We start from the raw sequence: 26,873 nt of genomic DNA, 5'->3' as shown, positions 1-26,873 counted from the left end.
TTAAGATTCTCTTTGAGTGTCTTTTTTTATTGTCTGAAACTATAGTATTTAAATTCATGAGAAATTAGAAATTTATTGAGGGAGGATTGTTGTTTCATGAAAAAAGCAATATCTTGTGTACTAGCAGTATCAATGTGTAGTGCACCACTAAACGTTTTTGCAGAACCTATCTTAGAGGGGAAGTTAAGGGCAGTTGAAAAATCAGTTACAGAGAAGTTAAAGGGGAATCTTGAAGTAGATTTAAATTTTTCACTTCCAATAAAAAATAATGAATCAGAAAGTATAACTAATACACAATTGGAATTAAAAGATGATAGTAATAACAGTGGAATAATAAAGCTTGGAGAAAGAGATTCAGGAACATTAAATATTGGGGCAGATAACATAGAATATACTATAAAAAAACTATCTGCAAGTAGAAGTGAAATAAAAAATAAAGATGAAAATATATCATATTATAATATTGTATTTAATAATTTACCTGTTGGAAAATACAATGTAGAAGTCTCTGGAGGAGGATTCAAGAGTAAGGAAATTAAGGACATTGATATATCAAGTTATTCACAAAGAGTTTTGTTAAGTAATAGAGCAAGTGTTGATGATAAAAATAAACCTCTAAACTATGAACTATTCTTGATGGGCGATGTGAATAATGATGGCAAAGTTGATAAGAAGGATTATGAGGATGTATTGAAAAATATAAACTCAAATAAAAGTGAATATGATTTAAATAGAGATGGAAAGGTAGATATTGCTGACCTAGACTATGTTCAGAAAAATTTAGGGCAAAGTGAAGATGAAAAAAGCCTAGAGAGTATAGTATCTACCAATCCTATAGTAGATACAAATAAAGTAACATTAGAAAAAAACAGTGATACAAATATTCAAGGTACTGTAGAGGATTTATTCAGTGGAGAGAATAGTGGAGTTAAAATATCTCCAGCAAATGCAGATGATAAGATATCAGAAGAAAAACCAGCAGTAATGGATATAGCTTTATCAGAAGCACTTGATATGGAAGTCATAAATATAAAAGCACCTGAAGGGAATGCTCCAGCAAAAGGAATAGTTGAAGTTACAGATAAAGATGGTAATGTTCAACAGATTCCTTATGAAAATAAAGAATATGTAGAAACTTTAAAAGAAGAGCAGAAGCAAGAGGAAGTAAATAATGAGCAAGAAGAAACAAATAATAAAGATGAAAATATAGAGCAGTCTGATAATAATTTAGACAATAATCAAGAAGAAAAAAATGATAAAGAAGATTCAAATACAACTGATAAAGAAAACAACGATAAAGAAAATTCATCAACAGATAAGTCTGATTCAGACAAAGATACATCAAAACAAGAAGACAATATCAGCAAAGATGATAATTCTACAACATCTACATATGGTAGGTCAGCAGTAGAAACATATGCAGAAGTTCAAAATAGTGATATAGTAATAAATCTTGGTAAACAAGTAGCAGTAAAAAAGATAACAATAAAAATAACAGCTACAACAGCAAATGATAGAAATCTTGCAGAAATATCTAAAGTTGAATTTTTAAATAATGTTTATAAAGAAATACCAAAACCAGATATGAATATACCTAAAATCAATAAAATATCGACTAGTACTGCTGTTGGAAACGAAAAAGTATCTTTTTATTGGAATAATGAAGTAAATGTATCTGCATATGAACTTATATTAGATACGATTGACAGTAAAGGAAAAGTACTATCGACTAAAAAATTACAAACTAGTAAAAACACTATAGATGTAAGAGATATACAAGCATATGGATTATATAGAGTGAGCATACAGTCTTTAAATGGAGATTGGGCTAGTGGATATAAAGAGGCAACAGCAGAAAACTTAGATGGAGTCCCAGAAAATGTAGACTCAAACTATAAGCCTATACAATTTAGTCCAGACAGTATAATAGAATTTCAAGTTGTTCCAGATACAAAACCAGAACCACCAGAAGGTATAAATGTCAAAGGTAGATTTAAGGCTCTTGATGTAAGCTGGAAAAATCATAAGCAAGCTAAAGACTTTGATTTATATTATAGAGAAAAAAGTTCTAATGGCTCTTGGATAAAATATAATGACAAACTTATTCGTGGAACAAGTTTAAAAATAGAGGGGCTTAAGGATAATACAACATATGAAGTTAGAATGACAGCTACGAACCATTTAGGTACGAGTGGAATGTCTAAAACATATATAGGAACAACTGAAAGTGTTGATGCTCCAACAACACCTAACTATAGACTAATTAATACTCCTAAGTTAGATGCAGGTTTTGGGATACCAACAAATCATATAGTAGATGTTAGTTATCCAGCTGGATATGACAAAAGTGAATATAGTGACAAAAATCCATTTAATAAATTTAATATAGTAGATGGAGATTTTACAACACATTGGACATTCCCAAAATATAATGCTGCTGAGGGAACGAATAGAGGTCCAATCATAACTTTTGATAAAGCTTATACGATGGATACTTTTATGGCTACCCCTCGTTTTGATGTTTCTGATAAGACAATCAATGACTTTGAAATAAAATACTGGGATGAAAATGGTCAAGTACATAATTTAGGAGATGTACCCTTTGAAACAAAAACAGACCCTGTAAATAATAATATATATGTAATGGTAAGATTAAAGGAACCAATAAATGCTACTAAGATACAAGTAAGTGTTTGTTCTTCTTATTCATATAAGTCTAATATATCAGAACTTAAATTCTATGAATATGACAGTATAGAAAAAGATGTAAGAAATCTATTTGTAGATGACTTACAAGTTGAATTAAAAGAAGATGTAACTCAAGAAAAAATAACAGAATTAAAAGATAGAATTAGTACTCCTGATAAAGTGAGTGGGGAATATCATCCATACAAGACAATTATTGATAGAGAATTAAAATTAGCTCAAGACTTATATAATGATAGAGCTACACTTGCTGATGTAACAACTGTAAATCAAGATATAAATGTTTCAGGAAAGTATAAAGATAAGAGTGGAAACTATACTGTTAAGTCTAATAATCTAGGTATGGGAAATGACTGGCAAGCATTGGGTGTAGCTGCTAGAGCTGGAGATGAAATCACAGTATATGTTGGAAGTAAAAGTGGTAGAACTCCTAAGTTAATATATACACAATACTATGGAGAGTCGGGTGCATATAAGAGTGGAGAAATAAATCTTAACACTGGTAAAAATGTAATTCAGTTAAGTAAGCTTCATAGTCTAGATGTAGAACGTGGAGGAAGCTTGTATATAAGATACCCTTATGATGCTCCAAGTGGTGGAGATATAAAAGTACGTGTAGCAGGAGCTACTAAGATACCACATCTTAACTTAAATGGAATGATAAATGATAAGAGCCCTGAAGGAGTTTCTGCATCTAAGAAAAAGATAAGAACCTATATAGAAGAATTAGCTAAATATAAGAATGATATAAAGGGAGAGCCATATTATCCAGGAACGAATATTGGCAATTCATATGGATATTCAGAAACAACGGGTGTATTAAACACTACAGATATTGAAAGTGATAAAGTTACGTTAAATGTTCCTGCAACAGCTGTATACCAAGGAATATCAAGTGGAAATTCTGATTTAAATACACAAGTAGATAGATTATACAATAGTATGCTTGCATGGGAACAAATAATGGACTTAATATACTCAGAAAGAGGAGTATTTAAGACACAAGATTTAGATGGAAATGGAACTGTAGATGATAATGAATTTGACATAACTAAAAATGATATGGCTCCTAAATCTCGTATGAATATAAAATATCAAAGAATGTTTATTGGAGCATTTATGTATGCTTCTGGTTTACATGTAGGAGTAGAATACGGTTCAGTTCCAGGACTTATGAATGGAGTACCTTTCCAAATAGATGCTACTGGAAAAGCTACAGGAGGAAGTTTGTTTGGATGGGGAATAGGTCATGAGATAGGACATGTTACAGACATTGGGAAGATGACATATAGCGAAACTAGTAACAATGTACTTGCTTTACTTGCTCAAACATTTGATGATAAGACACATTCAAGACTTGAAGGTTCAACAATGGACAAGATATATGAACATGTAACTTCAAACAGTGTAGGTATACCAAGTAATGTATTTGAGAGACTTGGAATGTTGTGGCAACTACATTTAGCTTATGATAATGATTTTACTGGTTCAATGCTAAAGAATAACTCAGATGCTGATTTAAGCAATGACACATTCTATGCTAAGATTTCAAGAAAATATAGAGCACTTTCAAGTGATGACCCAATAAATAATTTACCAAAAGACCAAATGTTAGTAGCAATGGCATCAAGTGTTGTTGAAAAAGATTTAAGAGATTACTTTAAAGCATGGGGAGTAGAAATTACACCAGAGTTAAACAGTATAATGGATGGTAAAAAGTACGAAAAAGAGTCTAGAAAGATACAATATATAAATGATGAAGCTAGAAGAAAGATTTTAAATGAAAATATATCTAGTATGGCAGAAGATACTAAAGTAAGTGCTGGTTTTGCTGATGGAGTACAAAGTGGTTCTCTAGTTAAATCTAATAAAATATCTATAGACCTAGATGTTGACAAAGACAAAGACAAGATATTGGGATACGAGATAATAAGAAGTGATGGAAACTACTTAGATGGTGAAAATGGAACTCAAGTAAAATATAGAACAGTAGGGTTTGTAGATGCAAAAGGAAATAGTCAAGCTAAATTTACTGATAATATATCTCCTCTTAATAATAGAGCATTTACATATAAAGTAGTTGCATACGATTATCATCTAAATCCAACAGATGAGTTTGAAATTGGTACTGTAAAATTATCAGATGAAGGGAAAATTAATAAGTCAGCATGGTCATTTATAACAAACACTGTTTCTGATGGTGATGTTAGAACTGAAAATGACTCACATGGACCACTACAAAATCCAGAGATTAATAACATCAAGGATAATGATGCAAGTACTACATATAAAGGAAAGAGAATTAGTAAAGCTGAGTGGAACAAAGACCCACAAAAAGACCCAGATATAAATGTAGAAGAAAATCCATATATAATAGTAGATATGAAAGAGACATTACCTATAGTAGGGTTAAAATATACAAAGCCAAAAACTGAAGCTAGAAAGTTCTCATTAAAAGGATTATTCAACCTTAGAAAGGATACTAGTACAACATACAATCCTTTAACTAATTATAAAATACAAGTAAGTAATGATAAAAAGAATTGGGAAGATGTTAGCCAAGGAACTTTTGAATACGGACAAGACTTAGTTGGTGGAGGAAAAGACCAAGATAATGAAGCTAGAGTTACATTTAATAAAGATGGTAAGCTTTGGACATACCAAGCTAGATATGTAAAACTAATATCAAACAATAAGTCTAATATAGAGGTTGCAGAGCTTGATGTAATAGGACCTCCAGGTGACAATATAGAGATTGGAACAGTAAATAGTGTAGACCAAACTCGCACTAATGGAATTGGAAAATTAGCAGAAGACTATGTATATCAAAAGGATGACACTAATACGAGTGAAGATGAAACAGCTAAGATTCCAGCAGGTTCAATAGTAATTACAGGTGAATACAGTGGAAATCCAGCATTTAATTTACCATTACTTATAGATAAAAATAATAAAACTATCTCTGGGGAAGCACTTTTATTTGCAGAGGTACCAGAAAAAGGTGAATTAGGTGAAATAAGCAAAGGTACATGGGTTTACTATATGCCAAAAGAAAGCTTTGATTCTTTAAGTGATAAAGTTAAGGCAGAATTATATAGATATAATGACCTTCAAGGAGATACTCCAATAGGTCAAAGATTTGTAAGTGATACAATGTATGTTCCTGTGGAAGCTAAAACTTATGATGAGTTAAAGACGATAAGTCTTACTGATAGTAATAGTAAAGCGAGAAAAGCTACAAAGAATACTATTGATGTTAGCAATAAGAAGGTTATATCTATAAATAATAAAGTAAAAGGTAATATTGTCAGAGATAAATAAGTAATAGAAATCTAAAAAAAATAAACATGCTAGTGCAAATAGTGGATATTTAGTATGATTAGGTACTAGAAAAGTTTTAAAAGAGTAAGATGTTAAAAGTGAAGTATATATAATGTAACTATAAGTTTAGGGTAATTTATAAATTAAATATAAAAGCCAGATAGATAAAGGATTTTATCTATCTGGCTGATGGTAGATAAGGACGGGTGTTAATGAGTAAAAGAAAATTTCTTATAAGAACTATTGCAGTGTCAACTATGACAGTAGCTGTAACTGGTAGTGCTACATGTGCATATGCTGCTCCAGTGTTACAAGGAACAAAGACATATGAAAAAGTAAATACTATAGATATATCTGTGGATTCAGTAGAAAATATAGTATATTCATTTCAAGCTAGTATAAAAGTACAAGGTGAGGTTGAAGTACTAGATAATGAGCCAGGCCAAAAGATTAAGTGGTCTGATAATATAGAAGCTCAGATAAAAAGTGGAAATGCAAATGCCAATTGTGTTTCAACATATGATAAAGCAAGTAATACAACAACATTAGATATATATGTTACATCAAATGAAGATTTGTTAGATGGAAATACATTAAATATAGGAAGAATATCAGTAAAAAAATCTGGAAGTAATTCAAGTGCTAAGTATAAAATATTGGGTAATGGGGAAAATTCCAAACCAGCTTTAAAAATTGTAACTTACAACAATAAAACCGTTGATTATGAAAGTATAGATTCTAGTGAAAGTTTAAACTTTACTCTTATCAATGAGAATGAAGTAAAACCAATAGGAGGAACTGGAACTAGTAAAAACGATCCTGAAAAATATAAGGTTGAGAAAAGTGAATCACTTGAATATTTATTAAATAATATTAGAATAAACTATTCTGTTGTTAGTAAAGAAACCGAAGAAAGTGGTTCAAATATAATATTAAAGCTTGGATTATCACAAAAATCAAGTAAAGGAAGAAAAGCTACAATAAGTAAGTATGTTGAAGTTACACTTCCAAAAAGTTTAGAGTATGTAGTTGATAATGAGTTAGCTAAACCAGATGAATTACCACCAGACAATTCTGATGACAATAATAATGGTGGAAATAATAATTCAGGTGGTTCATCTGGAGGTAGTAGTTCTTCTAGTGGAGGAAGTTCAAGCGACTCTACATCTAATGTTACAGTAAAAAAATTAAAAGGTGCAGATAGATTTGAAACTGCTGTTAAAATATCTCAAAGTGGATGGACAAAGTCAGATACAGTTGTGATAGTAAATGGAGAAGACAGAAGTATGGTGGATGGGCTTACTGCTACACCACTTGCTAGTGTAAAAAATTCACCAATTCTTTTATCTTCAAATGATAAACTTCCTCAAAAAACTATAGAAGAGCTAAAAAGATTAAATCCATCAAAAGTAATTGTAGTAGGTGGAAATAACTCAATGCCAAATTCAGTTGTTGAAGCTATTAAAGGCATAAATTCAAAGATATCAGTACAAAGAATAGGTGGAGAAACAAGATATCAAACTTCTATTAATATAGCAAAAGAAATTGATAAGACAAATAATGTAAGCAAGTTGTATATAGGAGCAGGAAATGGAGAAGCAGATTCATTATCAATAGCATCATTAGCTGGAAAGGAAAAAACTCCAATAGTACTTACACAAAAAGATGGTGTAGATAATGAAGCAGAACAATTTATTAAATCAAACAAAGTGTCAAATGTATACTTTATTGGTGGAGTAGAAAAAATATCTAACAAGGCTATTGAGCAAGTTGGAAAAATAACAAATAAAGATGTATCAAAAAATAGAGTTGCAGGTCAAAATAGACAAGAGACAAATGCTAAAGTAATAGATAAATTCTATTCTCATTCCAAATTGGATGGGGTTGTAGTTGCTAATCAAGATAAACTTATAGATGCTTTGGCAGTTGGTCCATTGGCAGCTAAAAATAATTCACCAGTTGTACTTGCCACAAATACGTTAGATAAATCACAAGAATCATCATTAAAAAATAAAAATTCATCTAAGTTGTTTGAAGTGGGTGGAGGAATAGCTTCATCTGTAGTAGATAAGATTAAGAGTTTAATTGAATCAAAATAAATATCAAAGTAAATATAAGTAAGTAAGCTTAAAATAAGAATGTATTTAGATATAAATCATATGTCTAAGTGCATTCTTATTTTTATTTATATTATCTTAATAATATTATGCTGGAATATATGTGAAAATTTAAGTAGAATTAAATTTAATTTGTAAAGTGATGTAAATTATTTTTAATAATGAAATATATCTTACAAATATTTAAAATATAACTAGAGATAGTTTTTGAATTTTTAATTAAATAAAATATTAATATATAGACGTAATATATTTATATAAGATATACTTTATAATATACAAAAAATAACAAAATAATAAAAAAAAGTAAAAACCATATAAATATAAAACATAAAAATCATCAGGGGGATATGAAAATGAATAAAAAAATATTATCATTAGGTCTAGCAGTATCATTAATCTTGGTAAACTTCAAAAGTGTAAATGCATCATCAGTAGTAGAAAAAATATATGGCAAAGATAGATATGAAACAGCAGCAAAGATAGCTGACAAACAAACTTATGAAACAGTTATTTTAGTAAATACAGAAAAATCTCTTGCAGATGGATTAAGTGCAAGTGGGTTGTCAGGTGCAACAAAAGCACCAATATTATTTACACAAAAAAATAAGATACCAACAGAGACAAATAAATGTCTAAAAAATATCAAAAAAGCATACATAATAGGTACAGAAGATACTATAAGTAAATCAGTAGAAAAAGAACTAGATTCTAAACATATAGAAGTAAAGAGAATTGGTGGAGAAGATAGGCTAAAAACAAGTTATCTAATAGCTAAAGAAATAGCAACTATAAAAAAGGTGGATAAGGTACTATTAACTAATGCCTACAGTGGAGAAGCAGATGCTATGAGTGTATCATCAGTAGCTACTAGAGATGGAGTTCCAATAATACTTACAGATGGGAAGAGCTTACCTTTTGATGTTAAAAGTATACAATCATATTGTATAGGCTCAGAAGAAATAATGAGTAATGCTCTAGTTAAAAATACAAACTCAGTAAGAATAGAAGGAACTGACCGATTTGAAACCAATGAGAAGGTAATTGACTATTTTTATAAAAATGTAGATAGGTTCTATGTATCAGATGGCTATCAATTAGTAGATGCTATAGCAGCTGCACCATTAACTAAAGATTTTCCAATGGTATTAGTTAATGATGGTAGTAGTAAAGTTGTGTTAGAAGGAGCTAAGCATATAACTTCTATAGGTGAGTTAAGTGACAAGGTGATAGAACAATGTGTAAGCGCATCAAAGTCAAATGGGCAATCTCCAACAATCACAATAGGAACTACAGAGCTATATAAAGGGGAAAAGTTTGATAGTAGTAAGTTGAATATAGTAGCTAAAGATAATACTGGGAAGGTTTTACCAATAGAAATTGATGGATTTATAGATACAAATAGAGTAGGTACATATATATTAACATTAAAGGCTACAGATGAATGGGGGAAAAGCACAGAAAAAAGGGTAGAAATAAAAGTGCTAGACGATAAAACTCATGACTACAATAGCCCAGAGTTTAAAAAGATGGTGTCTACTGAAATGTATAACCTAATTAATTCTTATAGAAAAGAAAAAGGGAAAGATTCTTTAGTAGTATCTAGTAGGCTAGAAGGAATGGCAAATGCATGGTCTAAGTATATGATGGATAAAAAAGTTTTTGCGCATTATATAGATGGTAAGAATGCCCCACAAGTATTTTCTGAATTTGGAATGAGAAGTGAAGAGAATATAGCTTATATTTATATTAATTCTAAGAGTGTTCAAACGACTCAAGATGCTAAAGATATGGCAAAGACTATATTTGAAGTGTGGAAGAAGTCTCCTGAATACAACGCAAATATGCTTAGTGATGATTTTTCTAGTACTGGATTTGGACTTTATATATTGTCAGATGGACAAGTGCATGCTACTCAAGAATTTTTAAATGGTAATGAAGGTAGTTTGTAAAAAACTACCATAAATCTTGTTTTTTTATTAATTTACTGATATCATAAAATTTAAAATCACATCTAAAGTACTTTTTGTAATCTGTTTTGTTATTTGCTTTACAGGTTATGGTATTTTAGATGTTTTTTATTTTAGATATTTATAAATTTTAAGGGAATAACTACTGAGGATGTAATTTATAATGAGTTGAATTATTAAAAGATTGGTAGGAGGAGTTTTATGAAGGTAGATAAGAGAATATTATCAATAGGATTGACAGTATCATTAATAATGGCAGGGGCAGTAAATATCAATGCACTTTCAAGTATAGAAAAGATACAAGGGAAGGATAGATATGAGACAGCTGCCAAAATTGCACAGAAGCAAACATATGAAAATGTAGTACTAGTAAATACAGACAATACTTTAGCAGATGGACTTAGTGCAAGTGGATTAGCAGGAGCGGTTAAAGCACCTATATTATTATCACAAAAAAATAGCATACCATCAGATACAGAAAAAATGTTAAAAGGTGTAAAAAAAGTTTACATAATAGGAACTGAAGAATCAATAGGAAAATCAGTTGAGAATAAATTAAAACAAAAAGGAATAGAAGTTAAAAGAATAGGTGGTAATGATAGAATTGAAACTAGTTATCTTATAGCAAAAGAAATAGCTTCAATAAAGCCTGTAAGTAAATTTTTTATAACTAATGGATACACAGGTGAGGCTGATGCAATGTCTGCATCATCAGTAGCATCAAGAGATGGGGTTCCTATAATTTTAACTGACGGGAAAAGTGTACCATTTGATACAAAAGAAGGCATACAATGTTATGCTCTTGGTTCAGAGGAGATAATAAGCAATGATTTGGTTAAAAAAACTGATGCAGTTAGATTAGCAGGAGAGGATAGATTTGAGACCAATAAAAAAGTCATAAAACACTTTTATAGCTCATCAAAAGAATTCTATCTTTCTAAAGGATTCCAATTAGCGGATGCAGTTGCTGGTTCTTCTATAGCAAAAAATGCACCTATTGTATTGGTTGATGGAAGTAGTGATAAGTCTGTAATTAGAAGTGCTGATAAAATCACAGCACTAGGAGGAATAGATGAAAAGACACTAGAACAATGTTTAAGTGCATCAGCATTGGATGCAAGTGCACCAACAATAACTATTGGGAATTTAAATGTATATCAAGGAGATAAGTTTGATATAAAAAAACTGAATATAGTTGCAAAGGATAGTAATGGTAACGATTTAACACCAGAGATTATAGGCAATATTAATACTGATAAGGTTGGTAAATACAAAGTGACTATAAAAGCTACTGATATTGGTGGAAAGACTACATCAGTAAATGTAGAAGTAAATGTACTTGAATACAAAACTAATGATATGAATAGTACTGAATTTAAAAGAATGGTTTCTAGTGAAATGTATAGTTTGGTAAATTCTTATAGAAAAGAAAAAGGAAAAGAAGCACTACAAGTTTCTAAAAACTTAGAAGGGCTTTCTAACTCTTGGTCTAAATATATGGCAGATAAAGGTCAGTTTTCACATGTAATAGATGGTAAAAAGTCTGTTGAAGTATTCACTGGATATGGAATGAGAAGTGAAGAAAATATAGCTTTTGTACCTCTTGTTACTAAGAATATTTATACAACAAAGGATGCTAGAGAAGTGGCAAATGTAATATTTACAGTTTGGAAAAAGTCAGATAAATATAATGAAAATATGTTAAATAGTGATTTTATAGATACTGGATTTGGATTATATATATTGTCTAATGGAGAAGTGTATGCTACTCAAGAATTTCTAAATAAGTAAAATTAAATTTTTTTAGTTATTAAATATTGAAACTTAAGGGTATAAAAACTCATATGCTTGGGAAAAATAATAATTTCAAAAAAATGCCTTGCAAAAAGAATTAAAATGGATTATTATAGAGATGTGAGAAATATTAGGAATATATGGATGATTATTCTATGTACATAATAAGAGATGTAATTTTAATATAATGTTGGGAGGAATTTAAGAAATGAATAAGAAAAATGTAGCAATAGCTATGTCAGCATTAACAGTAGTTGGTTCGGCTGCTCCTATATTTGCTGATGCTAAACCAAGTGAAAGTAATGCTAACAGATATACGGTGGTAAAGGATAAGTATAAAGATATTTATGATGAAATTGAAAAATTAGTTAAAGAAAATGATGATATAATTGCCAAGTATAAAGAAGATCCTACTAATGCATCAAAAGAGGCTGATACAATTTGGTCAGAATTAGTTAGTGCTAAGGCTGTTAATGTGATTAAGATGACAGTACATGAAGTTGATGGAGATGCAAATGATGATTCAGACGATACAACTAAAGTTCCTGAAACTACTGTAAGAACAGGAACAGTTGCAGACAAAAAATATGTTGAAGATAAATTGAAAAATTTAGATTCAGATCAATATGCTGATTTCTCAATACAACTTAAAGGAACTAAAGGTGAAAGTACTACAACATATACAACTGAAGAATTAGCTGATTTAGCAGCAACAGGTGGTAAAGCAATAACTGATAAAATAGCTACAACTCCAGTTGCTACATTAACTGATGGAGGAATAAACAGCCAAATAGCAGGTGATGCTGTTAGTGGTGATACAGTAGATCCAACTGCTGCAACTTTAGCTACTTACTTTAAAGTTACTTCAACAGTTAATAAAGTTACTATAACTTTTACGGAACCAACAGGTTCTGGAGTAGTTCTTAGCAAAGTGCCATCAGGTACTACTTTAAGTGCTGTTGTAACAGATAAATTAGCTGCAGCGACTGGTAAAGGAACAATAGAATTAACAAATACAAGTAAGAGATTAGACTTTAGTAAACCTTTAATTGAAAATGGTGAATTCAAAGGATTTGCAGACGCAGCGCCAGTTGATGGTGATGTAACAGCAGGAAAATCTTATGATGTAAGAGTTATAAATGCAAAACAATCTAATATTAAAGCAACTGATTATGATGGTATAAAAGCTATAGTACAAAAATATGATTTTGATAGCGACAATATAGCTGCTGTATATAAAGAAGTTGATGAGTTAAATAAAGAAGATAAACTTGATGGTAGTGCATATGATATAGATGGTACTTATAAAGCTGTATTCTATGCTACTGGAAAAAGATTGCAAGGATTTTCAAGCTATGGAAAGAACTTCACTAAAGATGAAGCTCAAGGTGGAATAGCTGTTGGTGATGCTGTTTATAAATTAGTTATAGAATCTGATGATGAAGAAGATTTTGTAGATGGAATAGAAGATTTAAAAGACTTAAACAATAGTTATACTGACGTTATTTCTGTAGCAGGAAATGATAGAATAGAAACTGCAATTGAATTAAGTAAAACTTATTATAATAGCACAGATAAAGATGCTCTTTATAAAGACGAGGTTAATAATGTTGTATTAGTTGGTTCACAAGCTATAGTTGATGGATTAGTTGCATCTCCTTTAGCAGCTGAGAAAGAAGGACCATTACTATTAACTTCAAAAGAAAATTTAGATTCTAGTGTTAAATCAGAAATAAAGAGAGTATTAGGATTATCTAGCACTTCTTCTATAAATTCTAAAAAGAAAGTTTATTTAGTAGGAGGAGAAAATTCTATATCTAAAGATGTTGAAAAAGCAATATCTGATATGGGTGTAAAAGTTGAAAGATTATCTGGTGATGATAGATATTCTACTTCTTTAAAAATAGCTGATGAAGTTGGAATAGATAATGATAAAGCATTTGTAGTTGGTGGAACAGGTCTTGCAGATGCTATGAGTATAGCTCCAGTAGCTTCTCAATTAGATTCTGGTAAAGATGCTACTCCAATAGTTGTTGTTGATGGAAAGGCTGATAAATTATCTACTGATGCAGCTGATTTCTTAGATGGAGCTTCTAAAGTAGATATAATAGGTGGAGTGAACTCTGTATCTGATAAAGTTAAAGATTCTATAAAAGATACTATAGATAAAGCTCCAACTAGAGTTAGTGGTGATGATAGACAAGACACTAATGCTCAAGTTATAAATGAGTACTTCAAAAAAGAAAACAAAACAGTTAAGAACTTCTTCTTAGCTAAAGATGGTTCAACTAAAGAAGATCAATTAGTAGATGCATTAGCTTCAGCAGCAGTTGCAGGTAACTTTGGAAGCGTTAATGGTAATTTAGCTAATGTTTCTCCAGCTCCAATAGTTTTAGCTACTGATAACTTATCTTCTAAACAACACGTTGAAATAAGTAAAGTAGTAAATGATGATGCTTCTAACAAGATAGTAAAAGTTGGTGGAGGAATAGCTGATTCAGTAGTTAATAAATTAAAAGACTTATTAGGAATGTAATAGTAAAAAATTATTATTTATATAAAAAGAATGGATATATATCCATTCTTTTTTTATTATACATTTGGCATTTAATTTAAATAAAAATTCCATTAAATTTCAATATAAAAATAAACCTCTACTATTATTCAAAATTAATGTATAATATTAGTTGTATGATAAAAAAGGAGGTATAGTATATGTCAGTATTAGACTCAATACTTGATAAAGCAGATGAGAAGGAAATAAAAAAATTAAACCTTATTGTGGATAAAATTGAATTATTAGAAGATAAAATGAAGTCTCTATCAGATGAAGAATTAAGAGATATGACTAATATATTTAAAAATAGATTAAACAATGGGGAAACATTAGATGATTTACTAGTTGAATCATTTGCAGTTGTAAGGGAAGCATCAAAAAGAACATTAGGTATGCGACAATACAGAGTGCAATTGATTGGAGGAATAGTAATTCATCAAGGGAAAATTGCAGAGATGAAGACAGGAGAAGGTAAAACCTTAGTTGAAGTAGCACCAGTATATCTAAATGCACTTACAGGTAATGGAGTGCATGTAATTACAGTGAATGACTATTTAGCTGAACGTGATAAAGAACTTATGCGTCCAATTTATGAATTTCTTGGAATGAGTGTTGGGGTAATTATAGCTAATCAAGATCCAAGAATAAGAAAAGAGCAATATAAATGTGATATTACTTATGGTACAAATAGTGAATTTGGATTTGATTACTTAAGAGATAATATGGTTACCGATTTATTCAATAAAGTACAAAGAAGCTTAAACTTTGCAATAGTAGATGAAGTAGATTCAATATTAATAGATGAGGCTAGAACTCCTCTTATTATTGCAGGTAATGGAGATGAGGATTTAAAACTTTATGAAGTGGCTAATAGTTTTATAAAGACAATAAAAGAAGAAGATTTCGAAATGGACAGAAAAGACAAAACTATAGCTTTGACGGAAAGTGGTATAAGTAAGGCTGAATTATTTTTTGGAATAAAAAATCTTACAGATATAAAAAATATAGAACTTTATCATCATATAAACCAGGCTTTAAGAGCTTATAAATTAATGGAAAAAGATGTTGATTATGTTATTTCTAAAGGTGAAGTAATGATAGTTGACGAATTTACGGGAAGAGTAATGGATGGAAGAAGATATACAGATGGTCTTCATCAAGCTATAGAGGCAAAAGAAGGCGTAGAGATAAAAAATGAGTCTAAAACTATGGCTACTGTTACTTTCCAAAATTTCTTTAGATTGTATAAAAAGCTATCTGGAATGACAGGTACAGCCAAAACTGAAGAAGGAGAGTTTGAGTCTATTTATAAACTTAATGTTGTGCAAATACCTACTAACAAACCAGTTATTAGAGGTGACTTACATGACAAAGTATTTAAAACAGAGAAAGAAAAGTATGAAGCTGTTGTAGAAGAGATAATAAGGATTCATAAAACTAGACAACCAATACTTGTGGGTACAGTTTCTGTTGAAAAATCTGAGAAATTATCTAAGATGCTTAAGAAAAAAAATGTAAAACATCAAGTACTGAATGCCAAACAGCATGATAAAGAAGCTGAAATAATATCTAAAGCAGGTAAACTAGATTCTATAACAATTGCAACCAACATGGCAGGAAGAGGAACTGATATTTCTCTAGGAGCAGGAGATAAGGAAGAAGAATCAGAGGTTAAGAATTTAGGTGGGCTTTATGTCATAGGGACAGAAAGACATGAGTCTAGAAGAATTGACAATCAACTTAGAGGGCGTTCTGGTCGACAAGGAGACCCTGGTACATCAAGATTTTTTGTAAGTTTAGAAGATGATGTAATAAAACTTTATGGTGGTAAAACAATAGAAAAGCTTATGAAAAGAACAACTTCACAAGAAAATAGAGCTATTGAAAGTAAAAGTCTTACAAGAGCTATTGAAAGAGCACAAAAAGGAGTAGAAGGTAAAAACTTTGAGATAAGAAAAAATGTTCTTAAATATGATGATACAATTAATGAACAAAGAAAAGTTATATATAGTGAAAGAAATAAGGTATTAAATGGCGAGGATATACAAGAAGATATTCAAAAAATGGTTAGAGATATTATACAAGTTGCAGCAGATACCTATTTGATAAAAAGAAAAAGAGATTATTATGGTTACTTTAAATACTTATATAGTACATTTATGCCTAATGATACGCTTTTAATTCCTGGTATTTATCAGAAAAGTGTTGATGAAATAGTTAATAGCACATATGAAATTTCAAAAAGAGTTTATGATTTAAAAAAGATGATGATTGGTATAGAGAAAGTTATTGAAATGGAGAAAATTGTTCTCTTAAAAGTTGTTGATCAATATTGGATAGATCACATAGATGCTATGGAACAGTTAAGACAATACATAGGATTAAAATCTTATGCACAAAAAGATCCATTTAAGGAATATGCTTTAGAAGGTTATGATATGTTTGAAGTTTTAAATAAAAATATAAGAGAATCAACTATACAGTATTTATATAAATTTAATTAGAAAATAGGTTACATTTATCTTATATTGAAATAAGATGCAAAATAAACTAATATGTTTTTTATAAATTAAAAATAAAAAAATTGATTTTATACAAATGAAAAAGAAGCTGGTAATCAGCTTCTTTTTCTGTGTGAGAAATACGGAAAAAAGAGATGCTTGAAATTTCTTTCTTCCATTTAATATTATACTATAAAGATAATAAAAAGTCTATTAGTTATAAACTGGATTATAAAAAAAAATTACAGTTTTGTTACTTTTTTGTATACATATATAAATAAAGTGCATATTTTGTAAGAGTGTTTGTGGGAAAGAGTTAATTATTACAATGAAACTAGTTTATTGAAATAATATCAAATATATATTATAATTGGTAAATAAGGAAAAATGATGAAAAATTGAATTTTTTAGGGGGAAAATACTATGAATAGAAAAAATCTTTCTATAGTTATGGCAGCTGCAATGATGAGTACATCAGTAGCTCCAATTTTTGCTGCAGAAACTACACAGGTAAAAAAAGAAACAATAACTAAAAAAGAAGCTACAGAATTAGTTTCAAAAGTTAGAGACTTAATGTCTCAAAAGTACACTGGGGGTTCTCAAGTTGGACAACCAATATATGAAATAAAAGTTGGTGAAACTTCATCACAGTTAAAAATAATAACTAATATAGATGAATTAGAAAAATTAGTAAATGCTTTGGGAGAAAATAAAGAACTTCTAGTAACTATAACAGACAAAGGACATATAACAAACAGTGCTAATGAAGTAGTTGCTGAAGCAATTGAAAAATATGAAAACTCAGCAGACCTTTCAGCTGAAGCTAATTCTATAACAGAAAAAGCTAAAACTGAAAATAATGGAATTTATAAAGTTGCAGATGTAAAAGCTTCATATGATAGTGCTAAAGATAAATTAGTCATAACTTTAAGAGATAAAGAAGAAACAATAACTTCTAAAACTATAGAAATAGGCATTGGTGATGAAAAGATTGATTTAATAGCAAATCCAGTTGACTCAACTGGAACAAACTTAGACCCATCTGTAGAAGGATTTAAAGTAAATAAAATAAATAAGTTAGGTTTAGCAGGAACTAAAGACATAGCTGATGTTAAATTAGCTGAAATAACTATAAAAAATAGTGACCTAAATACAGTTTCACCACAAGATTTATATGATGGATATAGATTAACTGTTCAAGGTAATATGGTAGTAAATGGTATATCAAAATCAATTAGTGATATTTCAGCAAAAGATTCAGAAACAGGAAAATATAAATTTACTGTTAAGTATACTGATGCATCTGGAAAAGCTATAGAGCTTACTGTGGAAAGTGATAATGAGAAGGATTTAAAAGATGCTAAAGCTGCATTAGAAGGAAATTCAAAAGTTAAATTGATAGCTGGAGATGATAGATATGCAACTGCTGTAGCTATAGCAAAACAAACAAAATATACTGACAATGTAGTTATAGTTAATTCAAATAAACTAGTTGATGGATTAGCAGCTACACCACTATCTCAATCTAAAAAGGCTCCTATATTATTAGCATCTGATAATGAAATACCAAAAGTAACTTTAGACTATATAAAAGATATAATTAAGAAAAGTCCATCAGCTAAAATCTATATAGTTGGAGGAGAATCAGCAGTATCAAATATAGCTAAAAAGCAATTAGAATCAGTAACTAAAAATGTTGAAAGACTAGCTGGAGATGATAGGCATACAACTTCTGTAGCAGTAGCAAAAGCTATGGGTTCTTTTAAAGATGCATTTGTAGTAGGTGCGAAAGGTGAAGCTGATGCTATGAGTATAGCTGCTAAAGCTGCTGAACTTAAGGCTCCTATAATAGTAAATGGTTGGAATGATCTCTCAGCAGAAGCTATCCAATTGATGGATGGAAAAGAGATTGGCATAGTTGGTGGTTCTAACAATGTATCTAGTCAAATTGAAAATCAACTTATTGATATTGATAAAGATAGAAAAGTTCAAAGAGTTGAAGGAGAAACAAGACACGATACTAATGCCAAAGTTATAGAGACATATTATGATAAATTAGATAAATTATATATAGCAAAAGATGGATATGGAAATAATAGTATGCTAGTAGATGCTTTAGCAGCAGGTCCTTTAGCAGCAGGAAAAGGTCCAATACTTCTAGCGAAAAATGACATAACAGATTCACAAAAAAGTGCTCTTAACAAAAAATTGAATCTTGGTGCAGAAGTAACTCAAATAGGTAATGGGGTTGAATTGACAGTAATACAAAAGATAGCTAAAATACTAGGTTGGTAATAATCTATACTGTGGAGAAGATTCCTTAATATATAGGAATCTTTTTCTACAGTTTAGTTATTTATTGTAGATTATAACATTTTATGAAATAGGAGGATATAGTAGTGGTAGATGCAACTTTATTTTTTACACCACATCAAGATGATGAAACTTTAAGTATGGGCAGTGCCATAATTGAGCATGTTGAAAAAAGTGATACACATGTAATATTGTGTACAGATGGTAGTAAATCAATAATAAGAAAAGTTTTAGATGATGGAGGTACATGTTCCTATCATATTAAAGATGTGCATAAGTATTCTCTATCAGAAAGTGAATTTTCAAAAAATAGAGATGAAGAATTTAAAGATAGTTGTGAAGCAATGGGTGTAAAAGAAAGCAATATACATATAGAAGATAATAGGGCTCATGATGGAGAATTAAGTAAGGAAAAAGCAAAGGAAATAATACTTAAGTATCTAAAGGAATATCCAGATGCGAAAGTAAAAACAGTGACTCCATTTAAAGCTAGTGGAATACATGAAGACCATAGAGCATTGGGCGAAGCGGCTTTAGAATTATATAAAGAAGGTAAAATAAAAGACTTAAGATTTTATGTAGAACCATATGACTACAATGATTTTAAAAAAGTTAATCCAAATGTAGAAGTATGGGAGGTATTACCTAGCCAAGAAGAGAAGTTATTAAGTGCAATGAATTTATATAAGAAATGGAATCCAGAAAGTGGGCACTATGCTATAGGGTATCATTCAGTAAAATCTCACTTTGATGAACTAGCTATAAGTAAAATACAGTATGTGCATGCTCCATAAAATATTATTAAAGAATTAGGAGGCAAGAATTAATGAAAATATCAAAACAGATAGTGTCATTATTAGCTATAACATTTTTATCTTTCACATTATATGGGAATACATCTAATGCGTCTACAAAAGATACACTAATAGGTTCTGGAAGATGGGAAACTGCAATAAAAATAAGTCAAGCTGGATGGACAAAATCTGATAGTGCTATATTAGTAAATGATAATTCAATAGCAGATGCTTTATCAGCTACCCCATTTGCAAAAGCAAAAGATGCACCAATATTATTAACTAAAAGCAATGAATTAGATAGTAGAACAAAAGCAGAATTAAAAAGACTTGGTGTAAAAAATGTATATTTGATTGGTGGCTTAATTTCATTAGGCTTAAATGTTGAAAAGCAGTTAGATGAAGAAAATATAAATTTTGAAAGAATATCTGGTAATTGTAGGTATGAGACTTCTTTAAAATTAGCTGAAAGGCTAGATAAAGAAAAGTCTATTTCTAAAATAGTTGTAGTAAATGGAGAGAAGGGGCTTGCGGATGCAGTAAGTATTGGAGCAATAGCTGCTCAAGAAAATATGCCAATAATACTTTCTGAACCAAATAGTGGAACTGAAGTAGCAGATAATTTTATAGATAGTAAAAATATAGAAAAATCATATGTAGTTGGTGGTACATATTCGATTTCTAATTCTATTGAAAATAATTTACCAAATACTACAAGAATAGCTGGAAATAGTAGAAGTGAGACAAACGCAAAGATTATAGAAGAATTTTATGAGTCTACTAACATAAAAAATATTTATGTTACAAAGGATGGTACAAAAAATAAGAATGATTTAATAGATTCTTTAGCAGTAGGAGTATTAGCAGCAAAGAATAATTCGCCAGTGATTTTAGTATCTAATCAATTAGATGCAACTCAAAAAGATGTACTAAATACTAAGACTATAGACAGAGTTATTCAGGTTGGAGGATTAGGAAATGAAGATTCCGTAAAAACTATAGTTGATATGCAAGAAAAAACTAAATACACTGTGGAAACTATGGATGAGCTTTATGTAGCTATAAAAAAAGCTGATGCTAATGATGTTATAGACTTTATACCTAAAAAGGAAATAAGTGATTCTATTGATATAGAAACCAGTAAGGCAATATCTATTAACTTTGAAGGTATATATAATCAGTCAATTACTATAAATATGCCAAATTCTGAAATAAAGAATATTGGTAAAATAAAAAATACTCTAGAAATAAAAGACATAAAAAATGGTACTCTGATAAATAAGGGTACTATAGATGATTTAGATGTTTATGATGAAAATGGATGTAGAATAGAAAATGAAAGTTCTGGTGAAATTTCACTTGTAACTATATTGAAGGATGCAAAGAATGTATATATAATAAATGAAGGAAATATAACAAAGATACTTAATAATTGTAATGATGTTATAGTTAGAAATTCAGGTAAAATTGATATTGTATCTGGAAGTGAACAACCCGCTATAAGTGGTAAAAAGCCAAATATTAATGACACTGAAGAAGAGGAAAAATTAGCAAGAGGATTAAATGTTAAATCGGAAGCTTGTAGTGTATCAAGGAAAAATTATGTAGATATAACAATATTAAGTAATCCAACAAGTTCTAAGTATGAACTTTACTATAGAGTCGTTGATTATAAACCTTCTGCAAGATATGTAGGACAGCAAATCAATACAAGTGATTGGGAAATTGTTCCTGTATATGGAAGTAAGTTTACTAAAAGAGTAAAAAATGGATCATATATAGAAGTTGTAGAAGTTAAAAATTCAACAAATGAGATATCTAGATGGGGAAGATCTAATGTAACTGATGATGGATTTTAGATAAATTATTTTAAGCAGACAACTGTTTTTCATTGTCTGCTTTTTATTTTCTAAAAATTATCATCTTACTAAATAAATAATTTAAAACTATAACAACTATATTAGTAAAAATCTTTACTATAACATCATTTACAAAAAGCAAATCAACCATTATATACATAATAACCATTTCTATAATACCAGAAATCAATCTAAAACTAACAAAAGATAAAAATTCCTTAAACAAGAACTTTAACTCAACCCTTCTATTTTCAAACACAAAAAACTTATTAGTAACATAAGCAAATAAAACAGCATTTATCCAAGACAAAGTATTTGCGATTATAAAGTTAAATGATAAAACTCTAGTAAAAAATAAATATGATACTATATTTACAAAGGTAGTAAATGCTCCAAAAAATAAATATAATATTGTCTCCTTATGCTTTTTCAAAATCAAATGTAATCCTCCCAAATTAATTGAATATAACTATATTTAAATAAAAACTAACATATTTTAGTATAACATATTCATTAATAAATCAATATATTTTAAAATACTATAAAAACAAAACTATAAGATTATATAATTAATATGCACTTATAATTCATATTTTATCAAAATAAAATATGACCTTGATTTAGAAATCTGATATAATAAAAATTAAATACATACAAGGGGGTAAATATGAGAAAGTACAAATCAAAAAAATTGTCAAAGCTACTGGCATTGTTGACAGTTTGCTTTTTAATAGTGTCAACAGTACCAGTATCAGCAGAAAACAATAGAACACTAGATGGAGTAGAAACTGCAGAATACTCTAAAGCGTATCTTCAATATCTAGAAGATGTCAAAAATGAAGACACAGCAAAATATAATGGAGTAATACCAGTTCCACATGAAATGGAAGGTACAATACTTCAAAATAAGGGAAGAAGCACTCTTCCATCATCATACAAATCGAGTGTATCATACAATCCAATAAATTTAGGATTGACTACACCAGCAAAAAATCAGGGTGACCTTAATACATGCTGGGCATTTTCTAGTATGTCAACTTTAGAATCATATTTAAAGTTAAAAGGTTATGGAACTTATGATCTTTCAGAAGAACACTTTAGATGGTGGTCAACTGGTGGAACATATGGATGGAACTTAGACGATATGTCAGGTAGTTCAAATGTAACAGCTATAGGATATTTGACTGCATGGGCAGGTCCTAAATTAGAAAAAGATATACCATATAATCTTAAATCTGAATCTCAAGGTGCAACTAGACCTTCAAATATGGACACTGCATCTACACAATTTAATGTTACAGATGTTGTTCGTCTTAATAAAGATAAAAATACTGTAAAAAATGCAATAATGCAGTATGGTGCAGTAACATCTGGCTATGCACATTATTCAAGATATCTTAATGACGATGAAACTGCTTACAATTGTAATAATAGAAGTATGCCTTTAAATCACTCAGTAGCCATAGTAGGATGGGATGATAATTATTCAAAAGATAACTTTGCTTCTGATGCTAAGCCAGAATCAAATGGAGCATGGTTAGTAAAAAGTAGTTGGGGAGAATTCAATTCGATGAAAGGATTCTTCTGGATTTCTTATGAAGATAAAACTTTACTTACAGACACAGATAACTATGCAATGAAATCAATATCAAAACCAGATAGTGACAAAAAAATGTACCAACTTGAATATGCTGGCCTTAGTAAAATAATGTCAAATAAGATAACAGCAGCAAATGTATTTGATTTCAGCAGAGATTCTGAAAAACTTGACTCAGTTATGTTTGAAACAGACTCTGTAGGAGCAAAATATGAAGTATATTATGCACCAGTAGTAAATGGAGTTCCTCAAAATAACTCAATGACAAAACTTGCAAATGGAACAGTATCATACTCTGGATACATAAATGTACCTACTAACTCTTATAACCTTCCAAAAGGGAAAGGTGCAATAGTAGTAGTTATAGACAACACAGCAAATCCTAATAAAGAAAAATCAACTTTAGCATATGAAACTAACATAGATGGATACTATCTATATGAAGCTAAAGCAAACTTAGGTGAAAGTTACATACTTCAAAACAATAAATTTGAAGATATAAATACATACAGTGAGTTCTCTCCTTGTAACTTTGTTATAAAAGCTATAACAAAGACATCTTCTGGACAGGCTACTTCAGGAGAATCTTTAACTGGAGCTGACAGATATGAAACAGCAGTTAAAGTTAGTCAAAAAGGGTGGACTTCTTCACAAAATGCAGTACTAGTAAATGGTAATGCAATAGTGGATGCTTTAACAGCTACACCATTTACAGCAGCAATTGATTCTCCAATCCTTTTAACAGGAAAAGATAACTTAGATTCAAAAACTAAGGCAGAGTTACAAAGATTAGGAACTAAAAAAGTTTATCTAATAGGTGGAGAAAATTCTCTAAGTAAGAATATACAAACTCAACTTAGCAATATGGGTATATCAATAGAGAGAATTAGTGGTAGTGATAGATACAAGACTAGTATATCTCTAGCTCAAAAACTAAACAGTATAAAATCTGTTTCACAAGTTGCAGTAGCAAATGGTGTCAATGGACTTGCAGATGCAATAAGTGTTGGTGCAGCAGCTGCTGACAACAATATGCCAATAATACTTACTAATGAAAAGAGTGAGTTACAAGGGGCTGATGAGTTTTTAAATTCATCAAAAATAACTAAGTCTTATATAATTGGTGGTACAGCTACTTTATCATCAAGCTTAGAAAGTAAGCTTTCAAATCCAACAAGACTTGCAGGAAATAATAGAAATGAAACTAATGCTAAGATAATAGATAAGTTCTATACTAATTCAGATTTAAAATATGCTTTTGTTGTTAAAGATGGTTCAAAAAGTCAAGGTGACTTAATAGATGGACTAGCAGTAGGAGCTTTAGGTGCTAAAACTGATTCACCAGTAGTTCTAGTTGGAAATAAATTAGATGAAAGTCAAAAAACTGTACTTAAATCTAAGAAAATAGAAACTCCAATTAGAGTTGGTGGAAATGGAAATGAAAGTGCTTTTAATGAATTAAATAGTCTTCTAGGAAAATAATAATGTTAAATGTTTTATAGTTTAAAAAATATTTAATATTGCTTTAAAAATATATAAAGGAAATAAGCCCTAACCGTTAATATGGTTGGGGCTTATTTCTTGAGAAATTTTTATAGATAAAAATGTAATAATTTTAAACTGTAAAATAGTGTAAAGATATTCTATAATATAATATAGTAAGATTTTAAACGAAATAAGGGGGTAATAAAATGAAAGCACCAAAAACTATTTTAACAATATTGACAATAGCGCTTACTTTAAGTGGGATTTCTATAACTTCATCATACGCACTTACAGAGGAAAAATTAATAGGTGAAGGGAGATATGAAACTGCTGTAAAGATAAGCCAAAAAGCATATAGTTCTAGTAATAATGCTGTATTAGTCAATGATAGCTCTTTGGCTGATGCTCTTTCAGCTACACCATTTGCAAAATCTAAAGGAGCTCCAATACTTTTGACAGAAAGTAATAAACTGGATGATAGAACCAAAACAGAGCTAAAGCGTTTGGGAGCTAAGGATATTTATTTAATTGGTGGGACTGCCGTGTTAAACAAGGATATAGAGAATCAATTAAAAAGTGATGGATTAAATGTAGAAAGAATTAGTGGTAATGATAGATATGAAACTTCATTACTTTTAGCAAATAAACTAAAAGATATTAAAGATGTTAAGGAAGTAGCTGTTGTAAATGGCGAAAAAGGGCTAAGTGATGCTGTAAGTGTTGGGGCACCTTCTGCTCAAAATAATATGCCTGTAGTATTATCTAGTCCAAAGAATGGAGTAGAAGCATTTGAGAAATTTATAAAAGATGAGAAAGTTATAAAGGCATATGTAATTGGAGGTACAAATTCTGTTTCAAGAGCTGTAGAAAAAAGCCTCCCTAATGCAGAAAGATTGAGTGGAAAGGATAGAAATGAAACTAATGCCAAGGTTATAGAAAAGTTTTATTCTGATGTAGATTTAAACAATCTATATGTAACTAAAGATGGAAGTAAAAATGAAAATCAACTTATTGATTCATTGGCAGTTGGAGTATTGGCAGCAAAGAATGAATCACCTGTTGTTTTGGTCGGTGATAAACTAAATACAAAGCAAAGGGATATACTTAGTACTAAAAAATTAAGTACTGTAACACAAGTTGGTGGAAATGGAAATGAAGAAGCTTTTAATGAAATTAAGACTTTACAAGATAAAACTATCTTTGAAGCTAAAACCGTTGAGGAATTAACTAATATGATAAATATTGCAAGTCCTAATGACATTATTAACTTTAATCCAAAAGAGGATACTGTAAATGAAGCTTTTAGAATGATAACAAATAAGCCAATAACTGTGAATATAAAAGGTGATTGTTCAAAGACTATCACTATTGATATGCCTAATGGTGAGGTAAATAACTATGCTACTTTAGTAAATGTTATAGTGAGAAATATTGGAGAAGGTGGATTTAACAATCATGATACAATAACTATATTGTCAGTTCGTGACAAAAATGGTAGAGTTATAGAAAATACTAGAAATTCAGATATAGAAACAATGATGATATTGGCATCTGCTAATGATACAAAATTGATTAATGATGGTTATATAGGAAAGCTTATAGATAACTCATCTAATAGTGACATCACTAATCATGGTACTATAGACAAAAAAGTAAATCAGGTTGAAGATTTAGAAGCTAAGGTTGATTCAATTGAAAAAGCTATAGATTCTATAAGCCAGAAAATTAATAAGATACAAGATATATTAGATAAACTTGGATTTCTAAAGAAATTTCTTAACTAAAAAGATGTATATTTAAGAAAGCTATATTTTATATTTATATTTGAAAATATATAGTTAGATTGATTCATAGCTAAA

12 protein-coding genes are annotated in these 26,873 nt (G+C 29.8%); 11 read left to right on the top strand and 1 reads right to left on the bottom strand.

What is annotated here, in order from left to right; all coding sequences use genetic code 11:
* Positions 1 to 96 precede the first annotated feature (96 nt).
* The 9 genes from IC214_RS04025 to IC214_RS03985 all read left to right on the top strand — a co-directional run bounded on the left by IC214_RS04025 (position 97) and on the right by IC214_RS03985 (position 21,932).
* Positions 97 to 6,027, top strand: coding sequence for a M60 family metallopeptidase (locus tag IC214_RS04025; protein WP_227866253.1), 5,931 nt, complete (start codon positions 97 to 99; stop codon positions 6,025 to 6,027).
* Between the two features lie 212 nt (positions 6,028 to 6,239).
* Complete coding sequence (locus IC214_RS04020; RefSeq protein ID WP_227434438.1) at positions 6,240 to 8,126, top strand: cell wall-binding repeat-containing protein; 1,887 nt, start codon at positions 6,240 to 6,242, stop codon at positions 8,124 to 8,126.
* 368 nt (positions 8,127 to 8,494) lie between these two features.
* On the top strand, positions 8,495 to 10,096 hold the full coding sequence (locus tag IC214_RS04015; RefSeq protein ID WP_227866252.1) for a cell wall-binding repeat-containing protein: 1,602 nt from the start codon (positions 8,495 to 8,497) through the stop codon (positions 10,094 to 10,096).
* Positions 10,097 to 10,315: 219 nt separating this feature from the next.
* Positions 10,316 to 11,905: a cell wall-binding repeat-containing protein gene (locus tag IC214_RS04010; protein ID WP_227866251.1), complete on the top strand. Its 1,590-nt coding sequence runs from the start codon at positions 10,316 to 10,318 to the stop codon at positions 11,903 to 11,905.
* Positions 11,906 to 12,116: 211 nt separating this feature from the next.
* A complete protein-coding gene (slpA, locus tag IC214_RS04005) occupies positions 12,117 to 14,444 on the top strand; it encodes an S-layer protein SlpA (protein ID WP_227866250.1) in 2,328 nt (775 codons plus the stop codon).
* A gap of 179 nt (positions 14,445 to 14,623) precedes the next feature.
* A complete protein-coding gene (secA, locus tag IC214_RS04000; protein ID WP_227866249.1) occupies positions 14,624 to 16,969 on the top strand; it encodes a preprotein translocase subunit SecA in 2,346 nt (781 codons plus the stop codon).
* Between the two features lie 420 nt (positions 16,970 to 17,389).
* Positions 17,390 to 19,261 (top strand): cell wall-binding repeat-containing protein, encoded by a 1,872-nt coding sequence (locus tag IC214_RS03995; RefSeq protein ID WP_227866245.1) that lies wholly within the window; start codon positions 17,390 to 17,392, stop codon positions 19,259 to 19,261.
* 104 nt (positions 19,262 to 19,365) lie between these two features.
* Positions 19,366 to 20,073: a PIG-L family deacetylase gene (locus IC214_RS03990; protein ID WP_227866243.1), complete on the top strand. Its 708-nt coding sequence runs from the start codon at positions 19,366 to 19,368 to the stop codon at positions 20,071 to 20,073.
* A 32-nt stretch (positions 20,074 to 20,105) separates the two neighbouring features.
* Positions 20,106 to 21,932: a cell wall-binding repeat-containing protein gene (locus tag IC214_RS03985; RefSeq protein WP_227866242.1), complete on the top strand. Its 1,827-nt coding sequence runs from the start codon at positions 20,106 to 20,108 to the stop codon at positions 21,930 to 21,932.
* Positions 21,933 to 21,975: 43 nt separating this feature from the next.
* Here IC214_RS03985 and IC214_RS03980 read toward each other — a convergent pair whose 3' ends face one another.
* Positions 21,976 to 22,371 (bottom strand): GtrA family protein, encoded by a 396-nt coding sequence (locus IC214_RS03980; RefSeq protein ID WP_227866241.1) that lies wholly within the window; start codon positions 22,369 to 22,371, stop codon positions 21,976 to 21,978.
* Between the two features lie 228 nt (positions 22,372 to 22,599).
* Here IC214_RS03980 and IC214_RS03975 point away from each other — a divergent pair, with 228 nt between their 5' ends.
* Positions 22,600 to 25,011, top strand: coding sequence for a cell wall-binding repeat-containing protein (locus IC214_RS03975; protein ID WP_227866240.1), 2,412 nt, complete (start codon positions 22,600 to 22,602; stop codon positions 25,009 to 25,011).
* A gap of 209 nt (positions 25,012 to 25,220) precedes the next feature.
* The gene (locus IC214_RS03970; protein ID WP_227434447.1) at positions 25,221 to 26,798 is read left to right on the top strand and encodes a cell wall-binding repeat-containing protein; all 1,578 of its coding nucleotides are present in this window, start codon (positions 25,221 to 25,223) and stop codon (positions 26,796 to 26,798) included.
* Positions 26,799 to 26,873: the final 75 nt, after the last annotated feature.

Source organism: Clostridioides sp. ES-S-0190-01 (genome assembly GCF_020658275.1).
Lineage (GTDB): Bacteria > Bacillota > Clostridia > Peptostreptococcales > Peptostreptococcaceae > Clostridioides.
The sequence above is the reverse complement of the archived record's forward strand: the minus strand, read 5'-3'. Positions and strand labels throughout refer to the sequence as shown.